Consider the following 21,030-nt stretch of genomic DNA (forward strand, 5'->3'; position numbering starts at 1 on the left):
TACTCACCCGCATGACCGACACGACGATCCGGCGCGCCGACGAGACCGACGCCGACCGGCTCACCGAACTGATCCACGCCTCCTCCGCCTACCACGGCGAGTACGCGCCGATGATCGAGGGCTACCGGGTGACGCCCGAGTACCTCGCCCGCCACGAGGTGTTCCTCGCCGCCGACCCGGCCACCGGCCGGCTGCTCGGCTTCTACGGGCTGATCCGCGAACCGGCCGAACTGGACCTGATGTTCGTCGCCGACGAGGCCCAGGGGCTCGGCACCGGCCGCGCGCTGATCGCGCACATGCTGGAACTCGCCCGCGGAACCGGGATCGCCGCCGTGCGGGTCGTCTCCAACCCGCCCGCCGAGCGCTTCTACCTGCGGGTGGGCGCCGAACGCGTCGGCACCTGCCCCGCGCGCGGGAGGATCACCTGGGACCGTCCCGAACTGCGCTTCACCGTCCCGGAGTTCACCGGCTAGAGGTCCCTTCGGCCGACGGTCCGCCCGGTCCGTCCGGTCCGCCCGGCTGGGCCGGCACCACCGGGGCGGCCTGCGGCCCGGCCGGCGCCGGCCGCTCCGGCACGAGGGCCGGCGCCGGGAGCCGGGAGAGGATCTTCTCCGCCAGCCAACTGCGGTCCGACCCGTACGGAATGCCCCGCGGGTCGACCAGCTGCGTCGCCACCGCGTCCCGCAGCCGCTGCTCCCCGGCGGCGGGCAGCCGGGAGAGCAGCCCCCGGGCGGCCAGCAGCGCGTGGTACTGCTCGAAGCCCGAGCGCGGGCGCTCGATCGCGTCCAGCACGCTCGGCAGGTCCGCCAGCGCCGGATCGCCCTGCATCAGCGCGAGCGCCTGGATCCGCCGCCCCTCGGAGCCGTCCGCGAAGAGGGCCCGCACCTGGTCGGCGGTCAGCGCCGAACGCCGCGCGGTCGAGCGGACCTCCGCCACCACGCCCTCCGGCCCGGCCGGCGCGCCGGAGGAGGGCGGCAGCTGCCCGGCCAGCGCGGCGGGGCGCTCCGCGCTGCCGCCCAGCAGCCCGAGCTGCTGCATCGCGCGGACCCGCAGGTCGTCCGCGCCCACCTTGTCGCCGTGCCGGTCGCGGTCCTGCCCGGCGAGGAAGAGGTCCAGCGCCTGGTCGGTCTCGGTCAGCGCCTGCGGCAGTGCCAGCCGGGTCACCAGCCAGCCGGCCAGGAACCCGAAGACCAGGAAGTACAGCACCAGCGCCGCCGCGAACGGCGCCACGTCCCGGCCGCCGCCGAGCGCGGGCGCCAGCGCCGCGCCGAGGTCGTGCAGCCGTTCGCCGAGCGAGCCGAGCTGGGTCAGCCCGACGCCCAGCAGCACCTTGGTCAGCCAGTCCGAGACCTGCTCCAGATTGGTGTTCGGCGCGTAGGAGCCCTGCGGCTCGCCGGCAGCGGCCCCGCCGCGCACCCGGGGCACCCCGAACAGGAAGCCCAGTCCGCCGCCGAGCACCACCGAGGCCCCGATCACCACCAGCCCGCCGCCGAGCACCTGCCAGGCGTGCTCCCGGCCGAGCGCGAACAGCAGCAGTCCGAGCAGTCCCGTCCCGGCCAGCACCCCGGTGGCGCCCCACTGCGCCGTCCGCAGCGTCGCCCCGCCGCCGCCCGGCCGTCGTGCCTTCGCCATCGCCCACCCCCTGTGTCCGCGTCGCTCCGCTCCGGAACGCGCGCCGACTCTAGCGCCGCGGCCCCCGCGCGGAAACGTCCGGCCGGTGCCCCGGACACGGCGCGGGGAGCCTCCGGAATCGTGCCGGAAGCTCCCCGGGAACGCAGACGGCCCGCGGACTGCTCCTCCGCGCCGGCCCGTGCACTGGCCGGGCGCCGAGGCACCGGGGATGTACCGGTGAGACCGCGGGCCGGGTGACTGCTGTGGATTTCGCCTGCCGGAGGCCAGGGGCCTCATCCTGCGCAGGCAGGGGCGGCTCTAGCGAGCAGCCACCTCACGCATCCTGATGGAACTCAACTCAGGATCACCTCCTTTCAGTGTGCTGCCACGATAGGCAGCCCGCCGGACGGAGGGCAACGGATTATTTCGCGGAGCCCCGCCCGGCCCGGTGCCGGCCGTGCGGAGCGCACCCGGATCCGCTGCTCAGGCGGTCTTGAGCTGGTCCTGGAGCTTGGTGAAGTCGACCGTGTTGTCGGCCGACGGGGCCTGGATGGTCAGCGGCTTGTCGAAGTCGCTGAAGTCGATCTTGCCGTTGCCGTCCTTGGCGCCCGAGTGCTCGACCCGCACCGGGTAGGGCTTGCCCTCGGTGGCGATCTGCATGGTCGTGACCTCGCCCTTGGAGTCGGCGACCTTCAGGCTGAAGGTCTTCACGCCGTTGACGTCGCCCGCGGAGCCCTTCTCCACCTTGTCGTTGCCGCTCTTGTCCGCGGTGATCTTCTTGCTGAACTCGGCGAGGTTGCAGACGCTGATCAGGGAGCCCATCGACGGGTCGCTCTCGAAGCCCGTCAGGTAGCGGCCCTTGAACAGCTCGGCGGCCTTGGCGCCGTTCGGGCCGCCCACGTTGGTCCAGAAGTCCTTGTCCGGCTTGACGTACGAGGTCTTGCCGTCGCTGATGATCTCGAACTTGCCCATGCCGGGCATCGCCATGGTGCCGGTGCACTGGCTCTTGTTGTCCAGCGCCAGGTTCAGCTCCATGCTGCCCTCGCCGGTGTCGACGGTGCCGACCATCTTGAGGGAGCTCGCGGAGGCCAGGGCGTCCTTGGCCTGCTTCGCGATGTCCTGGGCGCTGAGCTTGTCGGTGTCGAGCTTCTGCGCGGCACCCGCCTTGGCGTCGCCGCCCGTCCCGTCGCTCTTGGTGCTGCCGCACGCCGCGGTGCCGGCCGCCAGGACGAGGCAGATCGCGGCGGTGCTGACCAGTCGCTTCGACAGCATGTGGTTCTTCCTGTCCGGGTGGCCCGAACAGCCCCCCAATGAGATGAATTTTTCCTCAGTATGGTTCAGGACCCTGACAGGAGATCGTGGGACCGGCCGCTGTTACAGCTTCGTGGCAGGACCGTCCTTCGTTCGTACCCGGGAACGCGAAAGGCCCGGAGGAAGAATCCTCCGGGCCTTTCGGCTACTGAGTAGCGGGGACAGGATTTGAACCTGCGACCTCTGGGTTATGAGCCCAGCGAGCTACCGAGCTGCTCCACCCCGCGTCGGTGAACACAACAATACGGGGAAGTCGCCGATATGGGAAATCGGTTCCTCAGGGCGCCCTGGCGACCCGCCGCCGACCGGGTGCCGGGTGCCGGGCCGCACGGCACCTCGCCCAGGCCGCGAAGGCGACCAGCGCGGCGAAGCAGGGCACCATCAGCGCCCCGTACACCACCAGGAAGCCGTCCGTGCCGAGGTCGGCGGCGGCGTTCCAGGTGCCGTGCAGCGCCATCGCCAGCAGCAGCCCGGCCGGTACCGCCAGCCGGGCCAGCCAGCGCCGCGCGGTGGTGAGGGCGACGGCCAGGCCGATCCCGGTGAGCGCGGTGAACAGCGGGTGGGCGAAGGGCGAGAGCAGGGCGCGCAGCACGAAGGTCTGCACGGTGCTGTCGAAGTCGCGCAGGCTGGGCGGGTCGCCGAGGCCGATGCTGTCCAGCCGCTGCCGCTGGTCGCTGCTGAAGGCCCGGCCCAGGTAGAGGGCGTTCTCGGTGAACGCGAAGCCGCAGGCGGTCATCCCGCCGAGCACCACCCCGGCGGCCAGGGTGCGCGGCCGGGAACGGTGGTGCGGCGCCCCGGAGGGCGGGGCCGGGCGCAGGTACGGCAACGGCCGCAGGTACGGGCGCAGGCGCGGCCGGCCGCGGGCGTGCGGCCCGACCGGGTGGCGCGGGTGCGGGCGGGGGCTCCGGGGCGCGGGCGACCGGCGCAGCAGCGGCGCGCAGGGGCGTCCGGTGCGGCGGCCGCGGCAGCGCAGCCGCTGGCCGAGCGGGAGCAGGAGCACCAGCAGGGCGGTGGCCTTGGCGGTCTCCTCGATCACCGGGGTGGCGATCCCGGCGCCGAGCAGTTCCCCGAACGGGCCCCGGTGCCGGGTCAGGTAGCTCGCCGTCCAGTTGTTGGCCAGGATGGCGACGGTGGTGGCCGCGCAGGCGCCCCAGCCGAGGCAGAACACGGTGTGCCGCAGCGGAACCCGGGCGGTGAGGTTGAGCCAGGCCAGGCCGCCGAGCACGAACGGCAGCGGCACCACCGCCAGGCCCAGGCCGACCAGCAGTCCGACGGTGCCGGTCTGCCGCTGGACCAGGTGCAGGATCAGCACCCCGCAGCCGATCAGGGTCAGGACGGCGGTCGCGGTCACCGAGGAGAGCGCCACCGAGCGGCTGCGGCCCGGCGGCGCCCCGGGGGCGGTGGTGCCGTCGCGGAGGACGTGGTCGGCGGCCGGGAGCGGCACGGCGGCGGTACCCGGCCGGGGCAGCAGGCGGTGCGCCCGGTGCCTCCGGGGCCCCGGAATGGTCCGGGTGTCGCCGGTGCTCGGGACCGTCTCCGGTGCGTCGGCGGCTGCTCGAACCGTCGTGCGACCGCCCGTCCGGAACCCGCCGCCGGACGGGCTGCCCATGCGGCACAGGGTAGGCCACGGCGGCGGCCCGCCGGGAGGAGTCGGGACGAACCGTCCCTCCCGGGCCCGCCCGTCCGGCCGCCGCGCGGCCGCCCGTTCGAACGGTGCCGGAGGGTCAGCGGCGGCGGAACAGCAGGTCGTGGACGACGTGCCCCTTGGCGATCCCGGCCCGTTCGAACTTGGTGACCGGACGCCAGTCCGGCCTCGGGGCGTAGCCCGGAATGCTGCCGTCCGGGTGGTCCGCGGGCTCCAGCCAGCCGGTCCCGTCGCCCTCGGGGTGCAGGTTCTCCAGCTCCGGCGAGGCGGACAGCACGGCCAGCATCTGCTCCGCGTACGGCTCCCAGTCGGTGGCGCAGTGCACCAGCGCGCCGGGGGCGAGCCGGGGCAGCACCAGGTCGAGGAACGAGGGCTGGACCAGCCGGCGCTTGTGGTGCTTCGGCTTGGGCCACGGGTCGGCGAAGTAGACCCGCAGACCGGCCAGCGAGGCGTCCGGGAGCATGTCGCGCAGCAGGATCACCGCGTCGCCTGCGGCGGTCCGGACGTTGTGGGAGCCGTCCCGCTCCAGCAGGCCGAGCAGGTTGCCGTGGCCGGGGGTGTGCACGTCGGCGGCGAGGATGCCCATGGCCGGGTCGGCGGCGGCCATCGCGGCGGTGGTCTCGCCCATGCCGAAGCCGATCTCCAGGGTCACCGGCAGGCCGTCGAACAGCTCCCGCGGGTCCAGCGGGGTGCCGTCGATGGGGATGCCGTACGTCTCCCAGCTCCGGTCCAGGGCGCTCGCCTGGGCGTTGGTCATCCGGCCCCGGCGCGGCTGGAAGCTGCGGATGCGACGCTCGCGGTGCTGGGCCTCGGTGGCCTTGTGCGGGTACATCGGCGCGGGGTAGGCGGCCGGCGCGGCGGACATCCGGGCGGACGGCGAGGGCTGGGGGATCGGGGCGGTGGCAGTCACAATCACCCGAGTCTACGGGGCTGTCGGGGCTCTCCGGCCGGGCCTGTGACCGGGCTCATCCACCGGCCCGGCCGGCGCCCGGCCCACCCGTCGGCGGCCGGGGAACGGGGAAGGAGCCGCACCCCCGTGACGGCTCCTTCCCCTTCCTCCCGGCATCGGCCCCCCGACCGACGCCGGCTCCTGCCGCGGCCCTCCCCTCACTGCCGCGGCCGGGCCCGGTCGGCGCGGGCTCCCCGGCCCGGACCGTCCGGCTGATCCGCTACTCCTCCCAGGGCCAGCCGGCGTTCGCCCCGGATTCCAGGAGCGGGATCAGCCGGAAGGCCGCGTCGCCCAGGCCACCGAAGGTGTGCCGGTGGGCGCCGCCGCCGGGGCCGTGGCCCTGGGCGTAGCCGGCCAGGTTCCAGGTGTAGACGGGCACGTGGGCCGGGACGGCGGCGAGGGGGTTGCCGCCCCAGTGGCCGGGGCCGGTCTGCTCGTCGGTGACGATCACCACCCGGTCGTGGCCGCGGTAGTGGGTGCGGACGGCGTCGGCGGTATTGGTGCCGCCGAGATCGGAGAAACGTTCCAGCACACGCAGTACCGCCTCGCCCCGGCCGACGTCGACCACCCGGCTGGTGGTGCCGAACTCGACCAGGTCCGCCTCGGCGGCCCGGACCTTCAGCGCGGTGCCGAAGATCGCCGCCGAGTCCGCCCGGTTGAGCTCGGTCGGCCCGCCGGAGCGGTCGAACATCGAACCGGAGCGGTCCACCAGGATCAGCGTCCGGCCGGGCAGTTCGGGCACGTTGGCCAGCGAGTGGCCGAGCGCCGTCTCCAGTGCGTGCCCCCAGCGCAGCGAGGGCACGTTGCGGTGCGCGGCCAGGTAGCGGAACGGGAACTGGCGCGAGCGCCGCACCTCGCCCTTGTCGGAGATCCGCCGGGCCACCTCGGCCGCGACGGCGTCCGAGACCCCGGCCCGGTCGAAGTTGCGCAGGTTCCGGACCAGCGCCATCGGGCCCATCGACGGGATGACCGCCGCCCAGGCGTCCGCGTCCAGCGGCCCCTGCAGCCAGCCCGCCAGCGCCTCCCAGGTCAGCCCGGCGGCGGCCAGCCGCGCGGCGCCGCCCTCGGCGGTCACCGCCGCCCGGCGCTCCTCGACGGGCAGCGCCAGCAGCTCGCGGTTGGCGGTCAGCATCCGGTCGGCGGCCGGCGGGACGGCCTCGTCCGGGCGGTGCCTGCGGTCCAGCGCGTACGCGAACAGGGCGCCCTGCCACTCCTTCGCCGGGTCCGGCGAGGGGTGGGTCAGCTCGATCACGTCGCCGAAGCGGTAGCCCTTGCCCGCCGTGTCGTACTTGAGCAGCGAGCGGGCGTCGTACAGGTGCCGGACGGCGTCCGCGACCCCGCGCTTGAGCGGCTTGGGCAGCGCCCGGCCGTAGCGCGAGGTCCAGTAGGCGAGCAGCTCGCCCGGCTCGTCGGCGCGCCGCAGCACCGCCGCGACGGCCTGCCGGGAGTGGCCGTGGGCCCCCGCGTCCAGCCGGGCGCGGGTGAACTCGGCGGCGCCGACCAGGGCGGCGGTGCGCATGTGGGCGCCGTAGCGCAGCCAGCGCAGCAGCCCGACGGTCCACTCCGGGTCGGCGACGGCGAGTTCGCGCACCAGCGCGGTGTAGCGGTCGTCGCGGTCGCCGCCGCGCTCGTGGAAGGTGTCCTGGCCGACCATGTTGGCGATCGCCAGCAGGAAGAGCTCGGACTTGCGGTCCCGGACGAAGCCGGGGCCGCCGTTGTGGTTGACGGTGCGCTCGCCGGTGGTGGCCACCGGCGAACTCGGACCGGCCTTGGACCTGCGGAAGTTGAACCTGGACATGCGGAAGCCCCCCTCGGCGTGCTGGTGTCAGTGGGGAGGGAGGCATGCTGCGGCAGCGGTGCCCGGGGCCGTCATGGCTGACGCGGACCCGGGCACCACGAAGAGCTGCCTCCCGAGATCAAAGGTGGCGGCGGTGTTTCGCGGGCTCGAACCGCAGCGCCCTGGGGGCGCCTCACCAAGAAGTAACCGCTGCCGTCGCACCGGGAGGTGCGGACGAACTATTCACGTGTGGGTGTCCAGAGATCGAAGGCGGCTGAGGTGACATAGCTGCTCTACCGACTGAGCTACACCGGCGAGTACCGGCGGCGGGACTCGAACCCGCGACACGCCCATTAAGAGTGGAAGTAACCTCTGCCTGCGCACCTGGACAGGAGAAACCCTAGCCAGGCCCCTGCCGTCACCGCACTCCATTTACCGCCGGACCGCCGGACCGCCGTCCCGCCGTCCCGTCCGCTCACGCCGGAGCGACGATCACCGCCCGGGCCCGCTCGGTCAGCTCCCGCACCCGGCGTTCCCCCTGGAAGGGCTCCAGCCGCCGCAGCATCTCCACCACGTACTCCCGGCTGCGCTGCGAGGAGATCCGGCCGGCCACCTCGACGGCGCGCTCGCCGGCGGCGACCGCGGCGTCCAGGTCGCCCGCCTCCGCCTCGGCCATCGCCGAGACCACCAGCCGCAGGCCGTGCGAGCGGACGAAGCCCTCGGTGGGCGTGGCCAGCGCCTCGCGGGTGAACTGCCGGACCTTGGAGGGCACTCCGAGGTCGCGGAAGCACTCGGCGGCGTCGGCGGCGAGCCGGTCGTAGGCGTAGAAGTCCATCCACGCCGGATCGGGATCCCCGGCGCGCGCCCGTTCGAGCGCGCTCTCCGCCGCGCCGAGCGCCGTCGCACACGCCGCCGCGTTGCGGGCCTTGGCCTGGGCCCGGGCCTCCACCAGGTGGAAGAAGCTCATGGTGCGGGCGGTGGCCAGGCCCCGGTTGCGCTCCAGCGCGGCCTGGGCGAGGTCGACGGCCTCCTCGGCGAAGCCCCGGTAGCCCGCCTGGAGGCTCATCGAGGCCAGCACGTAGCCGCCGAGCGGGACGTCGGCGGCGGCCCGGGCGAGCCGCAGCGCCTGGATGTAGTAGCGCTGGGCGGCCTCGTGCTGCCCGGTGTCGAAGGCCATCCAGCCGGCCAGCCTGGTCAGTTCGGCGGTCGCGCCGAACAGCGCCCGGCCGACCGCGTCGCTGTACGAGGCGAGCAGCAGCGGCGCCGCCTCCACCCGCAGGCACTCCGGCACCATCGACGAACGCCAGTCGCCGCCGCCGTACTTGGAGTCCCAGCGACGGGCCTCCTGGGCGGCCTCGCGGAGCTTGGCGGCGTCCGAGTGGCCGACCCGGTAGGAGGAGGTGTCGGTGGGGGAGCGCGGCACCTCGCGGGCCACCGAGCCGTCGGCGGGGGTGATCAGCCAGCGGGAGACGGGGGTCGCGTAGGCGGCGACCGAGAAGGTGCCGGCCAGGCTGTCGCTCCAGCGGCCGCCGCCGGGGCCCCGGCGCAGGTCGAGGTCGACCCGCCACAGGTCGGTCGCCGAGCGGACCGCGTCGGCGACCTCGCGGGGGAAGGCCAGGCCGAGTTCGGGCGCCGGGTCGGTGTCGCCCAGGCCGATCTCCTCCAGCGGGACGGGCCGGCCGAGCTTGCCGCCGATCGCGGTGGCGATCAGGTGCGGGACGGGCCCCTGCGGCACCATGCCCTTGCTGACCCAGCGGGCCACCGAGGTCTTGTCGTACCGCAGGGTCAGCCCGCGTTGGGCGCCGAGGTCGTTGACCCGGCGGGCCAGTCCGGCGTTGCTGATCTGGGCGAGGGTCAGGAGCGTGCCGAGCCGTTCGTTCGGTCCACGTGGGCTGACGGTCATGGTGGCGGCTGCACCTCCTGCGGCCTTGTGCGCGGGGCCCGGGCGGCACCGGGCCGTAGCTGCTGTACCTAGCGTAGTCGGACGCGTTCCGACGGTTAAGAGGTCGCATTCCGGATGGCGGGATCGCGCACTCGGCCGCGCCGCACCGGAGTTGGTCCGGACCGCTCGGATCCGGCCGACCGCGCCGCGCGCCGGAGCGTCGTGCTCCGGTCCCGTGTACACGTGCGCCCGGCCGTGCCCCCTGGCCCGACCGGCTGGTCGGCGATTCGCTGGTGGTCGTGGGTCGGCCTGCCGTCGAGGACCCGGCGGGCCGGGGGACGCCGCCGCCTCAATCCCCGCGGGTGGTGGTGAAGTCCGGGAGGGCATGCGGATGCCCTCCCGGGCCGGGCGACGCCTTTCGGCCATCTCGCGATGCCCATGCCAAAGGCGTTTCGCCGGCGGTCCGGGCCGGGGAGGGGGAGGCCCGGCCCGCCCGCTCCCCGGAGTGCGGGACGGATCGAACTCCCTTCCGGCGGACGGAACTTGCCCACGCGCAGTGATCGCGCACCGGGCGGAGCTCCGGCCGGGAGCGGGCCCGCGCGCGCATCGGTGCCCGCCCGCACGGCCCCGACGGCCCGTCGAACGGCCGGTCCGAACGGAGGCGGAACCCCGGAACACCGGCCACGGCGACGCCCCGCGGTGGCACGATGTCTCCTGACGGCGCGTCCGAGCTGCGGGGACCCGCCGGGACGCGCCCGGGCCGCCACGGCAACACCACCCGGCCGCCCGGCGGGCGGCGAACGCGCCGCACGGATGCAGGTCCTCGTCCGGTGGAGGCGCGATGCGGTGGCTGACGGGCTGGTGCACGGGTGCGCCGAGCGCGGGCACCCCGGCGCACGAACTGCGCGGCGGGGTCGAGCCGATCGCCGCCCGCCCGCTGTGGTCCGGGCCCGACCCGCTCTGGGCCGTGGGCGACTGGCGCCCCGCGGAGATCCGCCTGGTCACCCACCGCCCCGGCGCCCCCGCCGTGGTCAGCACCGGCCCCACCGAGCCCGACCGGATCGAGGACACCCCCGCCACCACCCGGCTCGCCGTCCTCGGCCACTGCGGAGCCACCGACGCCGAGCTCGCCGCCGGCCTCGCCGCCGCCCGCGGCGGCGCCGTCCGCCACCTCACCGCCTGGCCCGGCAGCTACACCGTCGTGCTGCGCTCCGGCCCCCGCTCCACCCTGCTGCTCACCGACCTCGCCGGCGCCCGGCCCGTCTTCCACACCCCGTGGGCCGGCGGCACCGCGTACGCCACCGCCGCCCTGCCGCTCGCCGACCTGGTCGGCGCCCCGCTGGACACCGGCCACCTCGCCGCCCGGCTCGCCTGCCCGGAGTCCCCCGAGGCGCTCGGCGCCGGCACCCCGTACCTGGGCGTCCAGCGGGTGCCGCCCGGCCACGTGCTCGGCATCCGCGGCGGCCGCCCGTACCTGTCCGGCTACGACGACCCGGCCGGCGCCGAGCAGCCGCGCGACGAGGCGCCCGCCGTCCGCGAGCTCACCCGCGCCCTGCTGGAGTCCGTCCGCTCCCGGGTCCGCACCACCGCGCCGGTCCCCGATCCGGTCGGACGGGCCCGGCTCGGCGTCGACCTCTCGTACGGGACGGCCTCCGCGACCGTCGCCCTGCTCGCCGCCGCCGTCCCGCTGCCGCCGGTGCCCGCGGCCACCGCGGCGGCCCGGGCGGCCACCGCCGGGGCCAGGAGCGGCGCGGTCAAGGGCTCCTGGGCCCGCGCCGCCGCCCGGGAGGCCGCCGCCCCCGAGCGGTTGGCCGCCGTCACGCTCGGCGAGACCGGGCCCCCGGCCGGCCTCGCGCTCGCCCCCGACACCCCGCGGCTGCGGCACACCGTGCTCGACCCCGGCCCGGACACCCTCCCGTACGCCGGGCCGGGCGCCGACCCCCGGGCGGGCCGGCTCACCGACGAGCCCGGGCCCGAACTCGTCGCCGCCGCCCGGGCCGAGGCCCGCTTCGACGCCGGCGGCACCGACCACCTCACCGGCTACGGCGCCCGCCAGGTCCTGGACGGACACCCGGCCCGGCTCGCCGACCTCGTCCGGGCCGGGCGGCCGCGCGAACTCCTGCCCCCGGTCGTCGCCCTGGCCGGCGTCGACCGGGCGGCCGCGGGCGTCCTCACCGGCACGCTGCGCACCCCGCTCACCGTGCTCCGGGCCGCGCACCGGCTCTCCCGGGTCCGCTACGCCGAGGCGCTGGACGAGGCGGCCGCCAAGCTGACCGCCCGCCACGTCCCGGACAGCGGCGGCACGGCGGGGGCCCGTTCGGCCGTCGACCTCGCCTGGTGCGTGCCCGGCCCGGCCGCCCGCTGGCTCTCCGACGAGGCGCTCTCCTCGGTGGCGCTGCGGCTCCGCCTGGCAGCGCGCAAACCGGCGCCCGAGGAGCACCCCGGCGCGTACCGGGCCCGACACGCCCTCTACCGGCAGGCGCGCGGGTTCCGCACGCTCGTGCACGCCGCCGAACAGCCCGGCCAGCGGCTGCACGCGCCCTTCCTCGACAACCAGGTGGTGCGCGCCGCCCGGCTGCTGCCCGACGACGTCCGCCTCCAGCCCGGCGCCCGGCACGCCCTCCTGCACGCCGTCCTCACCGGCGCCGGCCGCACCGACCTGCCCCCCGACTGGGGCCGCGGCCCCCGCCCCGACCGCACCGCCCCCGCCCGCGCGGGCCTGCGCCTCGCCGCCGACGGCCTCGCCGAACTCTTCGACGCCCCGCTGCTCGCCGAAGCCGGCCTCATCGACCTCCCCGCCGTCCGCGCCCGCCTCGCCCACTCGGCCGACCCCGCCACCCCCCTCTCCCCCGCGGACCTCGCCGGCCTCGCCGACCTCGTCTCCACCGAACTCTGGCTCCGCCGGGTCCGCGCCCGCCGCCACGGCGCCTGCTGGACCGGCCTGCCCAGCCCCCGCCGGCCCGCCCTCACCTCCTGAGCCTGTCGGGCCCTGTGAGCCTGTCCGGCCTCCTGACCCTGTGGAGCCCGCTCCGACGACTCCCGCCGGCCCGCCCCGCGACCGTGAGCCCGCCCCCGCACCCCGCCCTGCGGCGCGGTTGCCGGAGCCGGGTCGGGGCGGCGGTGATGATGGCGGGGGTGTGGATCCGGGGCGAGGAGGGTGCGCGGTGGCCGGTGGGAGCGCGGGGCGGGAGGTGCCCGTCGTGCTGTCGGTGCTCGGCCGGCCGCCGACGGGGCGGCCGCCGGGGGTGCTGGCGGCGTGCGACGGCTCGGACGGGTCGCTGTGGGCACTCGACCGGGCGATGACGGAGGCCGAGCTGTTCGGGCTGCCGCTGTACGTGCTCGCCGTGGTCAACCCGGCGCCGGCCGGCTACCCGCCGGGGATGGCGGAGCTGGTGCAGGAGAGCGTGGAGACGCTGGTCGAGAGCATGGCGGACGGGCTGCGCCGCTCGGTGGCCGCCGTGCAGCGCCAGCGCCCCGCGCCGTACGCGGGGGAGCTGTCGCTGCACGTGGTGCTGGGCAGCGTGATCGAGGTGCTGCTGGAGGCGGCGACCCGGCAGCACACGCTGGTGATCGGCACCCGGGGCAACGGCGGCTTCGCCCGGCTGCTGATGGGCTCGGTGAGTTCGGCGGTGGTGCACCACGCGGCCTGCCCGGTGCTGGTGGTCCCGGCGCCGCCCGCGGTGTGATCCGCTCCACGGACCGGGCCGCCGGGAATGCACCGAGATGGTTCATCGTTCACCCATCTTGTACACATTCGCCAAGACGCCCCCTGGAGCCCCCCGCAATGAAGGTCGAGATCTGGAGCGACATCGCCTGCCCCTGGTGCTACATCGGCAAGCGCCGTTTCGAGCAGGCCCTGGCGGACTTCCCGGGCAAGGAGCAGGTCGAGGTCGTCTACCGCCCGTACCAGCTGGTCCCGGACGCTCCCGCGACCGCGAGCCCGCACCGCGCCTGGCTGGCCGAGCGCTACGGCCCGCAGTCGGTGGCGATGGACGCGCGGGTGGCCGAGCTGGGCCTCGCCGAGGGCATCACGTACGACTTCGACGCCGCGCTGCACGCCAACACCCTCCTGGGCCACCGGCTGCTGCACCTCGCCGAGGTCGAGTACGGCCCGGCCGTCCAGGGGCGGCTGAAGGAGGCGCTGCTGAAGGCGCACTTCACCGACGGCGTCGACGTCGGTGACCGCGCCGCGCTGACCGACGTCGCCGTGGCGGCCGGCCTGGACCGGGACCGGGTGACCGCCTACCTGGCGGGCGACGAGGGCGTCGCCGAGGTCGACGCCCAGCTGGCCGAGGGCCGCGAGCTGGGCATCAACGCCGTGCCGACCTTCGTCTTCGAGGGCAAGTGGGCCGTCCAGGGCGGCCAGGACGCCGAGACCTTCCGCAAGGTGCTGGACCAGGTCGCCGCCGAGATCGGCGAGCGCCGTCCCGCCCCGGTGCAGGTCGCCCCGGCCGGGGAGGCCTGCGCGGACGGCTCCTGCGCCATCTGACGCCCGGCCGTCCGGCGCCGACCGGGCGCACGGCACCGCGGACCCGAGGCCCGCTCCAGGACTCCTGGAGCGGGCCTCCGTCACGACCGACCGGAGGCCCGACAGGAAGACCACCCGGAGGACCACCCGGAGGCCCGACCGGAGGCCCGACCGGAGCGCGCGCCCGTCACGAGCACCGGAAGCGGGCCTGGGCCCAGTCCGCGACGTTCAGCGCCGACCAGATCCCGCTCACCGGCGTGACCACCAGCTTGACCGACTTCTGCCCGGTCAGCGGCACGTGCACCGGCACCGCGTCGTCGCCGACGGCCAGCGCGCGGGAGCTCCACAGGGTGCTGCCGTCGCCGCCCTGGACGGAGAAGACGACCCTGCCCGGGGAGAGCGTGGCGTCGTCCACCCCGGCCACCGCGTCGAAGGACGCGCAGCTGCGGTTGAGGTCGATCACGGTGGCCGCCGGGGCGTGCACGGTGATCGCGTGCGGGTGGTAGTCGCCGCCGATCCAGCCGCCGTCACGCTGCCAGAAGTTGTCGCTGCCCTTCTGCCGGATGCTCGGCTCGGGCGGCGGCACCCGGTTGTTGCCGGGCTTGAGCACCGGCAGCGAGTTGCCCCAGAAGTCACTGAGGACGGGCGGCACCGGCGTGGTGACGGTCGGGGTCGGCACCGGCGGCAGGGTGGGCGTCGGCACCACCGGGACGTCGGGCGTGGGCAGCGGCGGCAGGGTCGGCACGGGCACGACCGGGGGAGTGAAGGTCGGCTTCGGCGCCTTCGAGCTGCTGGGCGCGGGCGTGACCGGCTCCGCCCCGGTGGTGGCGGGCTGCGGAGTCCGGGAGGTGGCGGCCGGCTGGGCCGCGGGGCTCGCCGCGGGCGCCTCCGGGGCCGGATCGGCGGCGCCGGGCGCCGGAGCCGGGGCCGGGGCCGCGGTGGGCGCGGCCGGGGGCGGCGCCGGAGCGACGACGACCGGGGCGCTGGGGGCCGGGGGAGCGGCCGCCGGGGCCGCCGGCTCGGGCGCGCCGGTGAGCGCGTACGCGGCGACGGCGGCCGCGGCCACCGCGATGGCGGCGGCGATCCCGGCCTTGGCGGCGGTGCCCAGGCCCTCGCCGGCCGCGGCGGCTCCCGCCCCGCCGGAGGCCGCACCGGTCGAACCGGCGGCGGCCGCACCCGCGGCGGCCCCCGAGGACCCGGAGGCGGCGGCCGTCCCGGCGGCTGCCGCTCCGCCGACGGCGGCGGCTCCGCCGACGGCGGCCGCGGCGGCGCCGAAGCCGCCGACGCCGATCCAGACGAGCACGCCGCCGGGCAGCAGGGCGCGCAGCCCGGTGTTGATCTCGGTCAGTTCCAGGCAGGCGGCCGTGCAGCGGTCGCACTCCTTGAGGTGCCGGCCGACCTCCGCCGAGGCCCGCTTGCGCAGCGAGCCCCGCGCGTACGCCCCGAGCCGGTTGGCGTAGGCCTCGCAACCGCTGTCCTGGCTGCCCGAGACGTGCGCCTGGAGGAACGCGGCGGCGAGCCGGTCGCGGGCCCGGTGGGCCTGGACGGCGGTGGCGTTGGCGGTCTTGCCGAGCATCACCGCGACGGTCTTCGGGGACTCCCGCTCGACCTCGGTGTGCCAGAGCACCATCCGGTCGTCCTCGGGCAGTTCGGCGTAGGCCTGCATGACCATCCGCTGGTCGGCCATCGCCATCGCCCAGGCGTCGGCGCCCGGGTCGGCGAGGTCGAAGTCGACCACGGCGGCCGAGGTCTGCGCGAACACGGCGAAGTCGTCGACGAGTTGCTCGCGGCGCTCGCTGCGGTGCCAGGCGGCGGCGACGTTGCGCACGGCGGTCAGCAGGTAGGCGCGGACGGCGAACTCGGGGCCCTTGCCCGCCCGCAGCGCCTGCAGGGTGCGGGCGAACACCTCGCCCGCGAGGTCCTCGGCGGTGAAGTTGTCCCGGCAACAGGTGCGCGCGTACCGGCGCACCGAGTCGGCGTGCCGGCGGTAGATCTCCTCGTAGGCGGTGTCGTCGCCGGCCCGCACCCGGGCGGTCAAGTCGGCGTCGGAGGCGGGGCGCTCGCCGTCCACCGGGTCGGCGGGGGCGGGCACGGTCGGCCGGGCGGTGCGGCCGTCGCCGGTGAAGGGGTCGCCGACGAACGCCTCGGGGGCGACGCCGCCCCGGCCCGCCGGGGCCTGCCCGGGCACCCGGCCCGGGGGCAGCGCGGCGGCGGAGGCGGAGAGCGTCTCGCGGCTGGGCATCCCGGCCTGGTCGGGGACGTGTCCAGCGGCCGAAGCCGCTGCGGCGCCCGGCACTTGGGCCGACCCGCCGACGCCGTTCAGACTGCAGGGCCCCTCGTCGGGATCACCGGAGAGGCCTCCGAAGTCGAGGCCGTACCCGTAGTCGTTCTGTTCCTCGGCGCTCACAACGGACCCCAGATTCCACGACAGCCCCCGTAGTGTGGCAGGGCGCGCGGGAGTGCGCAGGCGCACGGTTCCCCGACGTACGGCGCCGACGGCGCGCGAACGGCGCGCATCGGGACATTGGCTCCAACCACGGGCAAAGGATGGCATAGCGCAGGGACCGGCGGAAGCCGGACCAACCGCCTTCCACTCCTCCGAGGGGCCGTCGCGGGGGTGTTCGCCCAGCGTGCGGCGGTGGGGTGTGCGACTCCCGCACCCGGCGCGCGCATCCGGGCCGCGCGCCGGTCCTCCCTCCAACTCCCGTGCCCGCCGGGCGTGGCGGACCGGTCGGCCCGGGTATCAGCGCTCCCGCAGGCCGTCCAGCAGGATCTGCAGCAGCCGGTCCGAGGGGCCGGCGGTCGGTTGACCGTCCGTCTGCGGAGAAATCGGCGAGAAACCGCCGGCCGCCTGCGCCGAGACCGACGGACGGGCCGCGTGCACCGGCACCGAGGCCGTCAGCACCAGCACCACGTCCGACACCGTGACGCCCGGACGCAGTTCGCCCGCCGCACCGGCCCGCGCCACCAGGGCGGCCAGCAGCTGGAGCAGCAGCCGGGGATCGGCGTCGGCCGCCGACGGCTCGACCACCCCGCCGGAGCGGGCCTCCTCGCCGCGCAGGTCGAAGCGGACCGCCGCGGGCGGTTCCGGCGCCCGCTGCTCGGGCACCCGGCCCAGTTCCTCCGCGTACCGGAACGCCTCCGGCGGCAGCAGCCGCCCGGCACCGGTGGACACCGCGCGGGCCAGGTAGCCGGCCAGCGCCTCCCAGGCGCCGTCACCGCCGTACAGCGACTCCCGCGCCTGCGCGGTCAGCCACGCCACCTCCTCGGCGGCGATCCGCTGGACCAGCACCTCCTTGCTCGGGAAGCGCCGGTAGACGGTGCCGACCCCGACCCCGGCCCGGCGTGCGACCTCCTCCATCGGCGCGCCGTAGCCGAACTCGCCGAACACCTCGCGGGCCGCCCGCAGCACGCTCTCCAGGTTCCGCCGGGCGTCGACCCGCAACCTGGCCCCGGGCACCGGCACCGCGGCCGGCGCGGGCTCGGCCCGGTACGCGACCGCCGAGTACGCCGACCCGCTCTGCGGCGGCAGGTCCACCGGGCCGCGCTGCTCCGGGACCGTGCCCGGTCCGGCCTGTGGTGCACCCACCCGCCCCAACACCTGCTCCTGATCCATCATCCCAACTCTCCCCCGCAGGCGTCCGAAACCGGACCCTGTCGTCGCCCGCCCCTGCACCCCCCGGTGCAGCTCAGCCCGTCAGAAATGACCCGATGACCCATTGCTCGTGCCGCCCGTCCCGTTCCGGTGACCACGGTCGTGCCGCCGTGCCGGGTCCACGTCCGGCTCGGCGCGTCGGCACCGTCCGGGGCCCTGTCCGGGAACTACCCTTCCCCGGATGACTGTCCCCCAGTCGGGTTCTCACGCCAACGCTGGAACTGGCCGTAGTGGCCGCTCCACGGTGCGTCGCCGCCGATTGTCATGGCGACGGCCGCCCCGGTACACAATCCGACCATAGTTCACCACTCTCCGAGGCCGAAAGTGCGTCAGAAAGTCGCCCAGTAAGCACAACTGGCCACGACGGTCACTCGTGTCGCAACCAGCCCCGTACGGACTGTGGACAAGACGACCCCCGCCGGTCCTTCATAGGGGGCGTGATGGGGGGACACCCCCGGCCGCGGGGCGGCCGGGACGAAACGTCGCATCGGCAGGAGGCGCACCATCAGAATCCTGATCGCCGGCGGCGGCTGCGCCGGAACGGCCGCCGCACTCCACCTCCAGCGCGCCCTGCGGGAACGGCTGCGGCGCGGAGAGGTGGAGATCACCGTCGTCGAGCCCCAGGCCTACTTCACCTACCACCCGCTGCTGGCCGAGGTGGCGGCCGGCTCGATCGACCCGAGACACGTGGTGGTCCCACTGCGCCGGGTCCTGCCGGACTGCCGGGTGCTCACCGCCCGGATCACCCGGATCGAACACGCCGCCCGACGCGCCCTGGCCGACGCCGCCGGCCCCGGCGAGACCCCCGCACCGGTCGAACTGCCCTACGACGTCCTGGTGGTGGCCCCCGGCTCGGTCTCCCGCACGGCACCGGTGCCCGGCCTCGCGGAACACGGCCTCGGCTTCTCCACCGTCGGCGAGGCGGTGGGCCTGCGCAACCACGTCCTGGAGCAGCTCGACCTCGCCTCCGCCACCCGCGACCCGGCGCTGCGCCAGTCGGCGCTCACCTTCGTCTTCGTCGGCGCCGGCTACGCGGGCGTCGGCGCGCTCGCCGAACTGGAGGACATGACCCGCACCGCCGTGCGCGGCTACCACAACGTCCGCGCCGAGGACCTGCACTGGGTCCTGGTCGAGGCGACCGGCCGGATCCTCGCCGAGGAGTCGCCCGAACTGGCCGCGCACACCCTCGGCGAGCTGCGCGAGCGCGGCGTGGACATCCGGCTGCACACCACCCTGGAGTCCGTCGCCGACCGGGTCGTGGTGCTCTCCGACGGCAGCCGCTTCGGCGCCCGCACCCTGGTCTGGACGGCGGGCGTCCGGCCGGCCCCGCTGCTGCGCGAGACCGACCTGCCGCTGGACACCCTCGGCCGGGTGCGATGTCTGGCGACCCTGCAGGCCGTCGGCCCGGACGGACGCGCCCTGCCCGGCGTCTGGGCGGCCGGCGACTGCGCCGCCGTGCCGGACCCGAACGCGGACGGAGCGCCCTGCGCCCCCAACGCCCAGCACGCCTTCGCCCAGGCCGAACTGCTCGCCCGCAACGTCGTGGTGGCCCTGGACGGCGGGCCGCACGCCCCGGGCCTGGCCGACTACCGGCCCGGCCCCGCCGCCTGCTCGACCTCGCTCGGGCTGCGCCGGGCCGTCGCCCACACCAGGCGCGGCGGTCGGCTCACCGGCCGCCGCGCCTGGTGGCTGCACCGGGCCCGGCACCTGCGGCGGCTGCCGAGTGCCGAGCGCCGGGTGCGGGTGCTGATGGACTGGGTGCTCGGCGGGGTGTTCTCCCGGGAGGTGGTCTCGCTGGGCGCGATGGAGCACCCGCGTTCGGCCTTCGAGGGAGGGTTCGGCCCGAGGTCCGACCGGCCGTCCGACGGCGGACCGGATGCCGCCCGGTGACCCCACCGGTCGACCCGGGCCGGTGGCCGACCGAACGGCGGGCCGGAGGGTGGATCGGAGGGCGGAACGGACGGCCACGCCGGGCGCGCGACTTCCGGAACCGGGCCTCCGCCTGACAGGATCAGCCCGACCTGGTCATTACCCCGTGTGCTGCTGTGCACACAAAAAGTGATGATATGCCTGGAAAACGAGGAAGCGGCCGTCGTTTGAACCTCATGCGCTGGAGCGCCCGGCTGGCCGGAGTCCCCTGGCGTGCCCTCCCGCCCCACGGGACCGGCACCGAGGACGGAGCCCCCTGCCCCGACGGCGTCGTCGTGCCCGGCCCCCGCGACCCGAGCAGCCCCGCCGCCACCGCCGAGCTGCTCGACCCGCACAAGCCGCAGAACCTGCGCGAGGTCCTCAACCGCATCCCCGCCCCGGTCGCCGTCACCTACGGCCCGCTCCACCAGCTCGGCTACGCCAATCGGGCCTACCGCGAACTCTTCGGCGAACGCCCCACCGGCCTGCCCGCCGCCGAGGCCCTCCCCGAGCTCGCCACCATGGGCGTCCTGCCCCTGATGGACCAGGTCATCCGCGGCGGCCGCCCGCGCAGCGTCAAGGCCCGCTGCATCCTCGGCCTCACCGGCAACCGCTACTACAACGTCTCCTGCGTCCCGCTCGGCACCGGCGAGAACGGCGACGCCCCCACCGAGGGGCCGCCCGCCGGAGTGCTGATCTTCGCCGCCGAGGTCACCGACCAGGTCCTCGCCGCCGCCCGCCTGCGCGAAGCCGAACGCCGCCAGCGCGAGGCCGCCGTCACCCTCCAGCGCAGCCTGCTCCCGCAGAAGCTCGACCAGCCGGCCGGCCTGCGGGTCGCCGCCACCTACCAGCCGGGCGGCGCCGAGGCCGCGGTCGGCGGCGACTGGTACGACGTGATCGCCATCGACGGCGGACGCACGGCACTCGTCATCGGCGACGTCATGGGCCGCGGCCTGCGCGCCGCCGCCGTCATGGGCCAGCTGCGCACGGCCGTCCGCGCCTACGCCCGCCTCGACCTGCCCCCGCACGAGGTGATGCGCCTGCTCGACGGCCTCGCCATGGAGATCGACGCCAACCAGATCGCCACCTGCACCTACGCCGTCTGGGACCCGCGCCGCCGCACCCTCTCCTACGCCTCCGCCGGACACCTCCCCGTACTCCTGCGCTGCCCGGACGGCACCATCCTGCGCAGCGAGGAACAGAACGGCCCGCCGCTCGGCACCGGCGGCGGCCTGCACGTCTCCCACACCCTGCGCCTGCTCCCCGGTACGACCGGCGTCCTCTATACCGACGGACTGGTCGAGCGCCGGGACGAGGACATCGACCAGGGCCTCGACCTCCTGGCCCGCACCCTGGCCGGAGCCATGGGTGCCCCCGAGGTGATCTGCGCCCGGCTGCTGCGTGCGATGGGCGTGACCTCCGAGCACGACGACGACGTCGCCGTCCTGGCCTTCCAGCTGCCGGCGGAGGAGGGTGCCGAGAAACCGGTTGCGCCGGTTGACTCGGCGAGGCCGGAGGTCTAATGTTCTTCGAGCTGCCTGGCAGGGAGCACCGGACACGCGTCAGCGCGGACGGTCCCGGGGCAGCCAATCCTCTGAAACACCACTTCCCGGTTCGGGCCGGGTCGCTTCGTCGTTTTCACGTTGCGGCCTGGTGCTTATTCGGCGTGCGCATTTTATTGGGTTGCGGTCGGATTCGCTTTTCGGAGCGGGGATCGGCTAGAGTTTGAAACGTCGGACAGGGCGTCAAGCCCCGGAAGACACCGGCGAGTTGGATGAACGAAGCCCCGGAAACGGAGCGGAAAACATCTGATAAGCTGGAAAC

The 21,030-nt window shown here is 75.6% G+C and carries 13 protein-coding genes, 2 tRNA genes and 1 pseudogene; 6 read left to right on the forward strand and 10 right to left on the reverse strand.

The window, feature by feature from the left end:
* Window positions 1–11 precede the first annotated feature (11 nt).
* Window positions 12–473 (forward strand): GNAT family N-acetyltransferase, encoded by a 462-nt coding sequence (locus tag ACGFSC_RS34665; protein ID WP_359913980.1) that lies wholly within the window; start codon window positions 12–14, stop codon window positions 471–473.
* Here the strand turns inward: ACGFSC_RS34665 and ACGFSC_RS34670 are convergent.
* The 8 genes from ACGFSC_RS34670 to ACGFSC_RS34705 all read right to left on the reverse strand — a co-directional run bounded on the left by ACGFSC_RS34670 (window position 463) and on the right by ACGFSC_RS34705 (window position 9,196).
* Entirely contained in the window at window positions 463–1,632 is a 1,170-nt protein-coding gene (locus ACGFSC_RS34670; RefSeq protein WP_359913982.1) for a hypothetical protein, read from the reverse strand. The genes ACGFSC_RS34665 and ACGFSC_RS34670 overlap by 11 nt on opposite strands.
* A gap of 462 nt (window positions 1,633–2,094) precedes the next feature.
* On the reverse strand, window positions 2,095–2,883 hold the full coding sequence (locus ACGFSC_RS34675) for a hypothetical protein (RefSeq protein ID WP_359913985.1): 789 nt from the start codon (window positions 2,881–2,883) through the stop codon (window positions 2,095–2,097).
* Between the two features lie 192 nt (window positions 2,884–3,075).
* A tRNA-Met gene (locus ACGFSC_RS34680) sits at window positions 3,076–3,149 on the reverse strand.
* A gap of 50 nt (window positions 3,150–3,199) precedes the next feature.
* Window positions 3,200–4,531, reverse strand: a complete 1,332-nt coding sequence (locus tag ACGFSC_RS34685) for a PrsW family intramembrane metalloprotease (RefSeq protein ID WP_359913988.1) — start codon at window positions 4,529–4,531, stop codon at window positions 3,200–3,202.
* Window positions 4,532–4,646: 115 nt separating this feature from the next.
* Window positions 4,647–5,432, reverse strand: coding sequence for a tRNA (guanosine(46)-N7)-methyltransferase TrmB (trmB, locus tag ACGFSC_RS34690; protein ID WP_380354897.1), 786 nt, complete (start codon window positions 5,430–5,432; stop codon window positions 4,647–4,649).
* Between the two features lie 304 nt (window positions 5,433–5,736).
* Window positions 5,737–7,314 (reverse strand): TROVE domain-containing protein, encoded by a 1,578-nt coding sequence (locus tag ACGFSC_RS34695; protein ID WP_359913994.1) that lies wholly within the window; start codon window positions 7,312–7,314, stop codon window positions 5,737–5,739.
* 297 nt (window positions 7,315–7,611) lie between these two features.
* Window positions 7,612–7,673: transfer RNA gene (locus ACGFSC_RS34700), tRNA-Ser, on the reverse strand.
* A 95-nt stretch (window positions 7,674–7,768) separates the two neighbouring features.
* The gene (locus tag ACGFSC_RS34705) at window positions 7,769–9,196 is read right to left on the reverse strand and encodes an MFS transporter (protein WP_359913997.1); all 1,428 of its coding nucleotides are present in this window, start codon (window positions 9,194–9,196) and stop codon (window positions 7,769–7,771) included.
* A gap of 820 nt (window positions 9,197–10,016) precedes the next feature.
* Here ACGFSC_RS34705 and ACGFSC_RS34710 point away from each other — a divergent pair.
* From ACGFSC_RS34710 to ACGFSC_RS34720, 3 genes are all read left to right on the forward strand, one after another.
* Window positions 10,017–12,152, forward strand: coding sequence for an asparagine synthase-related protein (locus tag ACGFSC_RS34710; RefSeq protein WP_359914000.1), 2,136 nt, complete (start codon window positions 10,017–10,019; stop codon window positions 12,150–12,152).
* A gap of 187 nt (window positions 12,153–12,339) precedes the next feature.
* Window positions 12,340–12,861 carry a universal stress protein gene (locus tag ACGFSC_RS34715; protein ID WP_359914003.1) on the forward strand — a complete coding sequence of 174 codons (522 nt, stop codon included), beginning with the start codon at window positions 12,340–12,342 and terminating at the stop codon, window positions 12,859–12,861.
* A gap of 98 nt (window positions 12,862–12,959) precedes the next feature.
* Window positions 12,960–13,664, forward strand: a complete 705-nt coding sequence (locus ACGFSC_RS34720) for a DsbA family oxidoreductase (RefSeq protein ID WP_359914006.1) — start codon at window positions 12,960–12,962, stop codon at window positions 13,662–13,664.
* 166 nt (window positions 13,665–13,830) lie between these two features.
* Here ACGFSC_RS34720 and ACGFSC_RS34725 read toward each other — a convergent pair whose 3' ends face one another.
* On the reverse strand, window positions 13,831–16,050 hold the full coding sequence (locus ACGFSC_RS34725; protein ID WP_392864474.1) for a sigma-70 family RNA polymerase sigma factor: 2,220 nt from the start codon (window positions 16,048–16,050) through the stop codon (window positions 13,831–13,833).
* 336 nt (window positions 16,051–16,386) lie between these two features.
* Window positions 16,387–17,262, reverse strand: a complete 876-nt coding sequence (locus tag ACGFSC_RS34730; protein WP_359915441.1) for a helix-turn-helix domain-containing protein — start codon at window positions 17,260–17,262, stop codon at window positions 16,387–16,389.
* A gap of 552 nt (window positions 17,263–17,814) precedes the next feature.
* Between ACGFSC_RS34730 and ACGFSC_RS34735 the strand changes: the two genes are divergently transcribed.
* The gene (locus ACGFSC_RS34735) at window positions 17,815–19,188 is read left to right on the forward strand and encodes an FAD-dependent oxidoreductase (protein ID WP_359915443.1); all 1,374 of its coding nucleotides are present in this window, start codon (window positions 17,815–17,817) and stop codon (window positions 19,186–19,188) included.
* A gap of 206 nt (window positions 19,189–19,394) precedes the next feature.
* Window positions 19,395–20,687: pseudogene (locus ACGFSC_RS34740) on the forward strand (SpoIIE family protein phosphatase); the annotation flags it as partial.
* Window positions 20,688–21,030: the final 343 nt, after the last annotated feature.

Origin of the sequence: Kitasatospora sp. NPDC048715 (genome assembly GCF_043198905.1) — a bacterium.
In the GTDB taxonomy this organism is placed as follows: Bacteria; Actinomycetota; Actinomycetes; order Streptomycetales; family Streptomycetaceae; genus Kitasatospora; species Kitasatospora lactacystinica.

Bases quoted from the DNA above. Each gene is read 5' to 3' on its own strand.
- trmB (WP_380354897.1), bottom strand. From the start codon at position 5,432: ATGTCCGCCGCGCCGGCCGCCTACCCCGCGCCGATGTACCCGCACAAG.
- ACGFSC_RS34665 (WP_359913980.1), top strand. From the start codon at position 12: ATGACCGACACGACGATCCGGCGCGCCGACGAGACCGACGCCGACCGG.
- ACGFSC_RS34720 (WP_359914006.1), top strand. From the start codon at position 12,960: ATGAAGGTCGAGATCTGGAGCGACATCGCCTGCCCCTGGTGCTACATC.
- ACGFSC_RS34705 (WP_359913997.1), bottom strand. From the start codon at position 9,196: ATGACCGTCAGCCCACGTGGACCGAACGAACGGCTCGGCACGCTCCTG.
- ACGFSC_RS34685 (WP_359913988.1), bottom strand. From the start codon at position 4,531: ATGGGCAGCCCGTCCGGCGGCGGGTTCCGGACGGGCGGTCGCACGACG.
- ACGFSC_RS34675 (WP_359913985.1), bottom strand. From the start codon at position 2,883: ATGCTGTCGAAGCGACTGGTCAGCACCGCCGCGATCTGCCTCGTCCTG.
- ACGFSC_RS34710 (WP_359914000.1), top strand. From the start codon at position 10,017: ATGCGGTGGCTGACGGGCTGGTGCACGGGTGCGCCGAGCGCGGGCACC.
- ACGFSC_RS34695 (WP_359913994.1), bottom strand. From the start codon at position 7,314: ATGTCCAGGTTCAACTTCCGCAGGTCCAAGGCCGGTCCGAGTTCGCCG.
- ACGFSC_RS34730 (WP_359915441.1), bottom strand. From the start codon at position 17,262: ATGATGGATCAGGAGCAGGTGTTGGGGCGGGTGGGTGCACCACAGGCC.
- ACGFSC_RS34670 (WP_359913982.1), bottom strand. From the start codon at position 1,632: ATGGCGAAGGCACGACGGCCGGGCGGCGGCGGGGCGACGCTGCGGACG.